10 protein-coding genes are annotated in these 7,940 nt (G+C 33.1%); 6 read left to right on the plus strand and 4 right to left on the minus strand.

Annotation, left to right across the window (positions count from 1 at the left end; genetic code table 11):
* Positions 1-231 precede the first annotated feature (231 nt).
* A complete protein-coding gene (locus BLP68_RS17985; protein ID WP_091546614.1) occupies positions 232-1,158 on the plus strand; it encodes an ROK family protein in 927 nt (308 codons plus the stop codon).
* Positions 1,159-2,046: a mannose-6-phosphate isomerase, class I gene (gene manA, locus BLP68_RS17990; protein WP_091546618.1), complete on the plus strand. Its 888-nt coding sequence runs from the start codon at positions 1,159-1,161 to the stop codon at positions 2,044-2,046.
* 470 nt (positions 2,047-2,516) lie between these two features.
* Here the strand turns inward: manA and BLP68_RS18000 are convergent, their stop codons facing one another.
* From BLP68_RS18000 to BLP68_RS18015, 4 genes are read right to left on the minus strand one after another with little or no spacing between them, the layout of a single operon-like run.
* On the minus strand, positions 2,517-3,362 hold the full coding sequence (locus BLP68_RS18000) for a sensor histidine kinase (protein WP_091546622.1): 846 nt from the start codon (positions 3,360-3,362) through the stop codon (positions 2,517-2,519).
* Positions 3,346-3,855, minus strand: a complete 510-nt coding sequence (locus BLP68_RS18005) for a hypothetical protein (protein WP_091546623.1) — start codon at positions 3,853-3,855, stop codon at positions 3,346-3,348. Before BLP68_RS18005 ends, BLP68_RS18000 begins: the two co-directional genes overlap by 17 nt.
* 41 nt (positions 3,856-3,896) lie before the next feature.
* Positions 3,897-4,019 (minus strand): cyclic lactone autoinducer peptide, encoded by a 123-nt coding sequence (locus tag BLP68_RS18010; RefSeq protein WP_091546626.1) that lies wholly within the window; start codon positions 4,017-4,019, stop codon positions 3,897-3,899.
* A complete protein-coding gene (locus tag BLP68_RS18015) occupies positions 4,019-4,666 on the minus strand; it encodes an accessory gene regulator ArgB-like protein (RefSeq protein ID WP_091546627.1) in 648 nt (215 codons plus the stop codon). The genes BLP68_RS18010 and BLP68_RS18015 overlap by 1 nt, the downstream gene beginning before the upstream one ends.
* 318 nt (positions 4,667-4,984) lie before the next feature.
* On the opposite strand from BLP68_RS18015, the gene BLP68_RS18020 reads away from it, so the two are divergent.
* The 4 genes from BLP68_RS18020 to BLP68_RS18035 all read left to right on the plus strand — a co-directional run.
* Complete coding sequence (locus tag BLP68_RS18020; RefSeq protein WP_091546630.1) at positions 4,985-6,358, plus strand: MATE family efflux transporter; 1,374 nt, start codon at positions 4,985-4,987, stop codon at positions 6,356-6,358.
* A 27-nt stretch (positions 6,359-6,385) separates the two neighbouring features.
* Positions 6,386-6,652: a hypothetical protein gene (locus BLP68_RS18025; protein ID WP_091546633.1), complete on the plus strand. Its 267-nt coding sequence runs from the start codon at positions 6,386-6,388 to the stop codon at positions 6,650-6,652.
* Between the two features lie 32 nt (positions 6,653-6,684).
* Positions 6,685-7,392, plus strand: a complete 708-nt coding sequence (locus BLP68_RS18030; protein WP_091546634.1) for a hypothetical protein — start codon at positions 6,685-6,687, stop codon at positions 7,390-7,392.
* Between the two features lie 320 nt (positions 7,393-7,712).
* Positions 7,713-7,940, plus strand: a 228-nt coding sequence (locus tag BLP68_RS18035; RefSeq protein ID WP_176759101.1) for a transposase, incomplete at its 3' end; no start/stop codon positions are given.

Genomic DNA, 7,940 nt, shown 5'->3' on the forward strand with positions numbered 1-7,940 from the left:
ATGCTAACGGCTTTAGGAGTTGGGTCTATGATGACATTGTATGCAGGAGAAATTCAGGTTATTGAAGGACTAACAAATGAGCTTATTGGAAAGAGTTAAGAAGATTATTGTTGGGGCAGCAAGCATTTTTAGATTAAGGGATAGATATATAAATTAATAAAAATACTTGACAATACATCTATTGACCGTTAAATTTAAAATGAATATTTATAACCGAGAGGAGTAAAGCTTATGGAGAATAAATACTGGATTGGCATAGATTTTGGTGGAACCAATATACGGGTAGGGTTATTTAAAGAAGATAAGCTTATCCATGAGAATAAGTTCTTGACTGAAGCAGATAGGGGACCTGATTATATTATAGAAAATATAAAAAAGAATATACAGATCATTAAAGGAGTACATGATATAGAAGGCATTGGTATTGGTATGCCAGGGCCTATAGATCCAAATAAAGGGGTAGTCCTTAGTCCAGTTAATCTTCCAGGCTGGGATTCTATTCCATTGACTGATATACTAACTAAATATTTTGAGGTACCATGCTATATTGAAAATGACTGCAATGTGGCTGCATTGGCAGAAAGCTTAGAAGGAGCAGGAAAGGGCCTTAATATAGTGTTTTATATTACAGTAAGTACTGGTGTAGGTGGAGGGTTGTGTATCAATGGTGAAATAGTTTCAGGTGCATCAGGAAGTGCTGGAGAAATAGCAAACATCATAGTCAGCGATAAGCCAGTGAAACATAGCTTCCTAAACCCTGGCTCATTAGAAGGAATGGCTAGTGGCACAAGTATTATAAAATTAGCTAAAAAAGAAGGGTTAAATGTAAACCACGCCCATGAAGTATTTAGACTGGCAGATGAAAACAACAAAGCAGCAAAAGAGATAATAGACTCTGTTATGGACCATTTGGCTAGAGGAATGGCAGCCATTGCCCATGTGATAGATCCTAATATATTTATATTAGGCGGAGGGGTATCTAATTCTGTGGCTAACTTTGCTCCTAATATGAAGGAGAGATTTGAACAATATATCTACCCAACAATGAGGGGTAAAATTCAAGTAAAGGCCTCACAATTATCAGAGCCAGGAATGTTAGGAGCCATGTATTTAGTAAAACAAAAAGTAAAAAATATTAACAGCAAAGAGGTATTATAAATGAAAGAAAAAGAATTGATATTTCTTAATAAACTACACTACCCTAAAATATGGGGAAGTGAAGATTGGGTTATAAGTGCCCACAGTAATGGAGATTGTAAAATAAGCAATGGAAGATACTATGGGATGACATTAAGCTGGCTTTGGCATAATAAACGAGAATTGTTTGGTAATTTAGAAGGGGAGGTATTTCCACTTCTTACAAAAATAATTAATGCTAAGGATGACTTAAGTATACAAGTACACCCTGACGATACTTACGCAAAGGAAAATGCCAATGGTGAGCTGGGAAAGACTGAATGCTGGTATATCATCGACTGTGATTCTGATGCAGAACTAATATTGGGACATAATGCTGAAACTAAAGAAGAAATGAAGAATATGATTGAAGATGAAAAATGGGAGAATCTATTGCGAAGAGTAAAAATAAATCCCGGTGATTTTTTTTATATTCCTGCTGGAACAATCCATGGAATTAAAAAGGGCACAGTGATTTTAGAAATCCAACAGTCCAGTGATGTTACCTACAGATTATATGATTATGGAAGACTGGATAAAGGTAGATTAAGGGACCTACATATAAAAGAGAGTATTGATGTAACCACTATTCCCCATGTAGATTATAAAATTAGCAATAAAATAGAAGAATTTAAAAATGCTAAAAAAGAGCTTTTAGTAAAAGATAAATACTTTACCCTTTATAAAATAACAATAAAAGGCATCCAACAGTTTGAAAATGACAGGAGTTTTATGATGGTTAGTGTTATAAAAGGTGAAGGAACAATCGATGGTATAAAAATAGAAGAAGGACTTCATTTTATAATACCCGCCAGCTATAAAGAGTTCCAATTAGAAGGAAAGCTTGACCTTATCATTTCTACTGTATAAAAAAATGTCAATTCAAGGCGAAACCACAGTTCAAAACTTGTGGTTTCTTTTAATATTTCTGTTGAGAGCGAATATGGTAACGGAACTGAATTTATTATCGAAATTCCTGTAAACAAGGTTGCCGAAGAGGAAATAATAAAAAAAGAATTCAAACAGCAAACTAATGTAGAGAAAATACATTTTGAGTTTGCAGACATATATAATTTAAAACAGATATAAAAAATCCAATCATAAGGGATCAGACTTTTATAATCTTATAAAAATCTGATCCCTACAGCTTTATGGTTAGTACTAATGATCATACTTGGTGTTCCAGCGATTATTTTTGGAGTACTGATTATTAAAGGCCTGAATATAAGCATTTTATAAGTAGTAATAGTCATATTATTTTAGATTCTTAAAATAATCTAAAAATAATATCTGCATAAAAAAGGACTACTCTATAACTTGTAATATAGAATAATCCTTTACTACTTTTTAGATTTAGGTAGAAAAACTGTAAATAAGGTACCTATACTTTCATAGCTCTCAACAGATACTGTACCATTATTCTTTTTAACAATTCTATTTACTATATCCAGTCCAAAACCATGATCTGGCCCAGCCTTAGTAGTGTACCCTGCTTCAAAAATCCTATCAAATAATTCAGGTGATAAAACTGGATAAGAGTTTCCAATCATTATAATATACTTTTCCTTATCTTCTTTGATATCAATTGTAAGTATTTTCTCTTCCTCTAAAGCTGCATCCAACTCATAAATTGCATTATCCAGTAAATTGAAGAATACCTTTGACAACTCGATGGGCTCAATTGTCAAATAGTTTAAATCAGTGCTTATATCAAACTCAACTGTAATCCCCTTATTTTCTGCAATAGCCGCTTTTCTATATAGTATAGCCGCCACTTCAACATTTTCAATTTTAGAAATTGAAAATGTCTCATCTGTTTTGCCGCATATATCATAAATGTATTCAAGGGCCTTAACATACTTATCTAATTTAATCATACCGGCAACAACATTTAAATGATTATTAAAATCGTGCTTTTGTCCCCTTAAGGCCTCAATAACTTCAATGGAATGATTAAGCTTTCTTATAGACTCTTCTTCCTTTTTTAAGAAACTAAACAAATAGAAAACATTTATAATTGCAGCAACTCCTAAAACATTAAGAAATAATATAAGCAATAAAGGATAAGTATATATAAATGAGCTTGCATATGATTGAATAAATCCATTAGTTATTATAAAAAAAATTGAAATGCTCTGTAAAAGCACTAATAATATTAAAACATAGGCCTTATTTTGTAGCTTCATGTTTATCTCCTATATCACTTTTATCACCGCTTAAGTTAATTAAGGGTTTATTAAGGCAATACCCAATAATAAAGGCTATAATTAAAAGTATATCAGAAAGTACAATTCCCAAAAGAGTATATCCAAGTCTTGCACTGGAAAAAACAATAGGATCAATTTTTAAAATCATTACTGCCGGAAAAAGAAATACACCTTCACCCCAGAAAATAAGAAGCGTGGACATTAGAGTAGCAATAATTGATGTTAGAAGGTTGGTTTTTGCAATTCCTCTTAGTAATAGTGTAAAAACCGTCATTAGAATAAATACATGAGTACCTAAAGGTATCCCCAATATAAAATACATATTTCGTATAGAAAAAACAAAAAAGCCATATATAAAAGCAATCGATAATAGCTTGTTAATCTTTAACTTTATTCCTAGTAAACTAAGACCTGCTCCTGCCATAAAGAAACCTTCATATGAATAAGCAATTAAGCTTTCAATAATCTTCAATAAGATACACCCCTAATCATAACTACCTTTTTTACTTAATATTAATCTAGCAGCTCCTGAGGTATTTCAGGCTGATAACCCATTACACTTGTAGCAGAAGCAATATTTGAAAGGGCTAAGAATGTAAGTAAAGTGATGGCTGCTTGCAATAATCTTTTTTTCATCAGATTTCCTCCCTTCTAAAGTATAGTAAGGCTTTATCTGCTACGCTATAAAGCTTATAGCCAGATGTTGTCACTGTAAAGGACTGCCAAAGTATGCCCAGTGTTGAGGCATAAATATATGTAGTGACATGTGAAGCCTTTATAAACCAAACAATGCTTATGAAACACCAGATGCAAACTACAACAAAGGAATTTCTTCGTAATACTTGCCTTTTTGCTTTTGTTGTGATTGGTTTACTAGGGGTGTCGGCAGGAGCATATTTGCCTATAGCCCATAGAGAAAATAAAAAAGTGAAAATAATAATGCTAAACATGATAGATTTATTTAAAACCAAGTATTTGGGTAAAAAGCCCAGAATATTGGAAATTATAGCACCATTAATAGAACAATTTAGTATGGAAGAATTGTGGGCACCTCCAGAAAAGACACGAAGAGCTGCAAAGGTTAGCGTGATAATCAGTACATTGTTAAAGTTGCCGAAAATCAAAGCTGGTATTAAAGCCATGGAATATGCAATTATACTGTTAATTACCAAGCGTATAGCATATGAAAGTACAGCATTTTGTTTTTTGTCAATATCCATGTAGCCTTTAAAAAAATCCAGGACTTTATTAATGTAATAATCGATGGTAAAAGCTTTGTTCACTATTAAACCCTCCTCTCACATAAATTGAGTATAGTTTGATAATATAATGCTTTTAATTCAACACTAGAGTTCAATTTTCTAGTGTTTGATTAGTTTTGTAGGGAGAATTCATATGCAATATTATTTAACATACTTGTGTGTGCTTTCGGAGTAATATTTCTAATTAGTATTATTTCTACATTTTATTGCAAATTCCTTCAAGATATGTATTTTAATAAATACCAATAAAAACAATATTCACTAAAGAAAAATTGATATATAATCTAAATGTAAAGATGACAACCTATACCTAATACTTATAGTACAAGGGGGAAATATATGCAAAAGGATATTGCGTTAGACCTACAGGAGGGGAGCATAAGTAAGAATCTACTCTCCATTGCAACACCAACAATGCTAGGGTTTACCTTTCAAATGTTCTATGATTTGGTTGATATGATGTGGATAGGAAGGATATCAGCAGAGGCTGTAGCGGGTATTACAATTTTTTCTACTATGTTTTGGATTGTCAACATTCTTAATGAAATCATTGGCACCAGCTCTATATCTTTGATATCTCAAAGCTATGGAAAAGGTGACCAGGACAGAACAAGCCTATGTATAGAACAAACCTTAACCTTTAAAGCAATGGTTGCTGTACTTGCAGGGGTTATTTTTTCCATTATTTTAAGACCCTTATTAGGATTCTTTACACAGGATCCTGTAGTTTCTGAGGCTGCCCTCAGCTATGGATATATTAGAATTTTCTTTCTGCCCATTATGTTTTCATCATATACTGTAAATACAGCCTTTAGGTGTGTTGGTGATGCTAAAAGACCAATGATCATAATGGTTACTGCTGCTATATTAAATATTGTTTTAGATCCAATTTTTATATTTGATACTATTCCAGGCACATCAATTCCAGGTCTTGGGTTAGGCGTTTTCGGAGCTGCTTTGGCAACAGTAATTTCAATCTCAGTCACATTTATAATCGGATTTGCCTATGTACTATCCAATAAAACCAAGGTAAAAATCAAGCTGAAAAGATTACTTAAACTAAATTTTGAGATTGATAAAAAATTGATTACAATTGGACTTCCCAATGGAATAGAAGCTTTTTTAAGGAACCTTGTGGGAATCTTCACCCTCAAGTTTATCACCTATTATGGAACTGAAACTGTTGCAGCTATGGGAATTGGAAATAGGTTAATAGGATTCGCCTTTATGCCTTTACTAGGCTTGTCGATGGCAAGTAGCACTATTGTAGGGCAAAGCTTAGGCTTTGAAAATCTGAATAGAGCCAAAGCCACCGCAAGAACTGCTGCAATTTTCGGTTCTGTTATAATGGTACTGGTTTGTGTTATCACCTTTATATTCCCTGAGTCTATAATGAAAATTTTTATTAATGACCCTACTGTAGTAGAGATTGGTGTACCTATGTTAAGAATTATATTCCCTTGTCTAATTTTAGCTGGTGTTGTGATGGGATATGGTAGCGTGTTTTCAGGGTCAGGATACAACAGACCCTACCTATATGCAAGTGTAATAGCTAGGTGGGCAGTTCAGATACCTCTAATGTTTTTAATTGTAAAAATATTAAAGGTATCTGTGGAGTGGGTATGGTTGACATTTTTGATTGCTGAATTTGTAGAAATGTTAGTGATGATTATTAACTATCGGATGGGAAAATGGGAGACAAATAGAGTATAGAATTAATCAACATAGGGAGGGGATCTTATGGAAGCAATAATTATTGTAGTCTTAATTCTATTAAATATACCAATATTCAAATTTCTATTCAACGGCTTCTTTCCAAACAGAGAGGATTTTAATGAGGCGGTAAGGTATACCTTCACCCCCGATATAATATCATTATTTAGGGGTGAATATTGGAAAGACAGACTTGCCCAAATGAAGCTAAGCTTCTTCATAATTACTTGTATTGCTGTAATATCAATGGAGTTTGCCATTGTTAAATCCATTATTGAATTTTTCATGAATTAATTATATATGTATTGAGATTGAGGAGGACTAAAATGACGATAAGACGAGTGATGCTTTTGTTTTTAATTTTATTATTTTCCATAGTGGGTTTTGGATGCTCAAATCAGAATGAACCCCCAGAAGAAGAGAAGAGCACACTAAGAGTTGAGCTTGTTGAGCTTGTTGAGCTTAGAAAGGAGATCATGCAATTAGAGCAGGAAAAGGAGTTTGCAATTTTCCAAATTAAGCAGTTCACTGAAACCAATATCAGTAAGGAGGAAATTATTCAAGAGCAGGTGTATATTTTTAACATATTAAAGGAAGAAAACAAGGAATATATAATACTTCCAATTTATAATGCCAATATGGACACCTATGACAGGGAAATTAGCTACTATATTTATCTTCCTTCACAAATTAGTCTTGAAGAAAAAATTACCGTTTTGGCAGAAAAGCTATCTAAATTTAGCTTCAGAAGTTTACCAATTGAAATTAAGGGAATTGAAACAATTGATAATAAAAGTATAGTGGTAGTTAATATTCAAGAACCTGAGGATGAATCCAGCACTGTTGCATGGGACAGGCATTATTTCCAAGGGACATCAGGTGGAACTATGACCGCAACAAGATTAATAGAAACATTTCTACAACGTGAATATGAAGGCCAGTGGGTGGATGGTGTCAAACTTCTCTATAATAATACCCCATCAAGAGAATTTGATCATGTAGGAAACTTATTTTCTACACATTATCGTGATTAAGTAATAGAAAGATTATTATTCAATAAAGAAAGTTAGAAAATAGCCTGCTGGCAACTATTTTCTAACTTTTTTATATAATAGGAAAGTTCTACTTTCCTATTATATAAAAAAAGGGGTTGTAGGGGATGAAATCCTCTGCCCGCCTTCAGGAAGGTGCTCAGACAGCTTTGCTGTTGTCGAAGGAAACCCTAGGTTTCCTAGCGAAAGCGTCGTAGACGCTCGAGACTGTTGACAAAGTCCACCTGAAAAGGGTGGATTTTTTTTTATTCAAAAAGGATTTATCCAATCGATGTCGAATATGTATAATGAGGTGATGAATTATGCTTACTAAAGCTAAAGATAAGCAAACTTCTTATGAGTTTGTTATGCTCGAAGAGCTAGTTAAAGAAGACCATTTACTAAGAAAAATAGATAAGTACATTGATTTTAGTTTTATCTATGACGAAGTCGAAGAATTGTATTGTCATGATAATGGACGTCCATCTGTTGATCCAGTAGTTCTTTTTAAAATGACTTTACTTCAGTACCTTTACGGTATTCGTTCTGAA

It is taken from the genome of Alkaliphilus peptidifermentans DSM 18978 (assembly GCF_900101495.1).
Lineage (GTDB): Bacteria > Bacillota > Clostridia > Peptostreptococcales > Natronincolaceae > Alkaliphilus_C > Alkaliphilus_C peptidifermentans.

Coding starts and splice junctions, on each gene's coding strand:
- BLP68_RS18025 (WP_091546633.1), top strand. CDS start 6,386: ATGGAAGCAATAATTATTGTAGTCTTAATTCTATTAAATATACCAATA.
- BLP68_RS18010 (WP_091546626.1), bottom strand. CDS start 4,019: ATGAAAAAAAGATTATTGCAAGCAGCCATCACTTTACTTACATTCTTA.
- BLP68_RS17985 (WP_091546614.1), top strand. CDS start 232: ATGGAGAATAAATACTGGATTGGCATAGATTTTGGTGGAACCAATATA.
- BLP68_RS18030 (WP_091546634.1), top strand. CDS start 6,685: ATGACGATAAGACGAGTGATGCTTTTGTTTTTAATTTTATTATTTTCC.
- BLP68_RS18020 (WP_091546630.1), top strand. CDS start 4,985: ATGCAAAAGGATATTGCGTTAGACCTACAGGAGGGGAGCATAAGTAAG.
- manA (WP_091546618.1), top strand. CDS start 1,159: ATGAAAGAAAAAGAATTGATATTTCTTAATAAACTACACTACCCTAAA.
- BLP68_RS18000 (WP_091546622.1), bottom strand. CDS start 3,362: ATGAAGCTACAAAATAAGGCCTATGTTTTAATATTATTAGTGCTTTTA.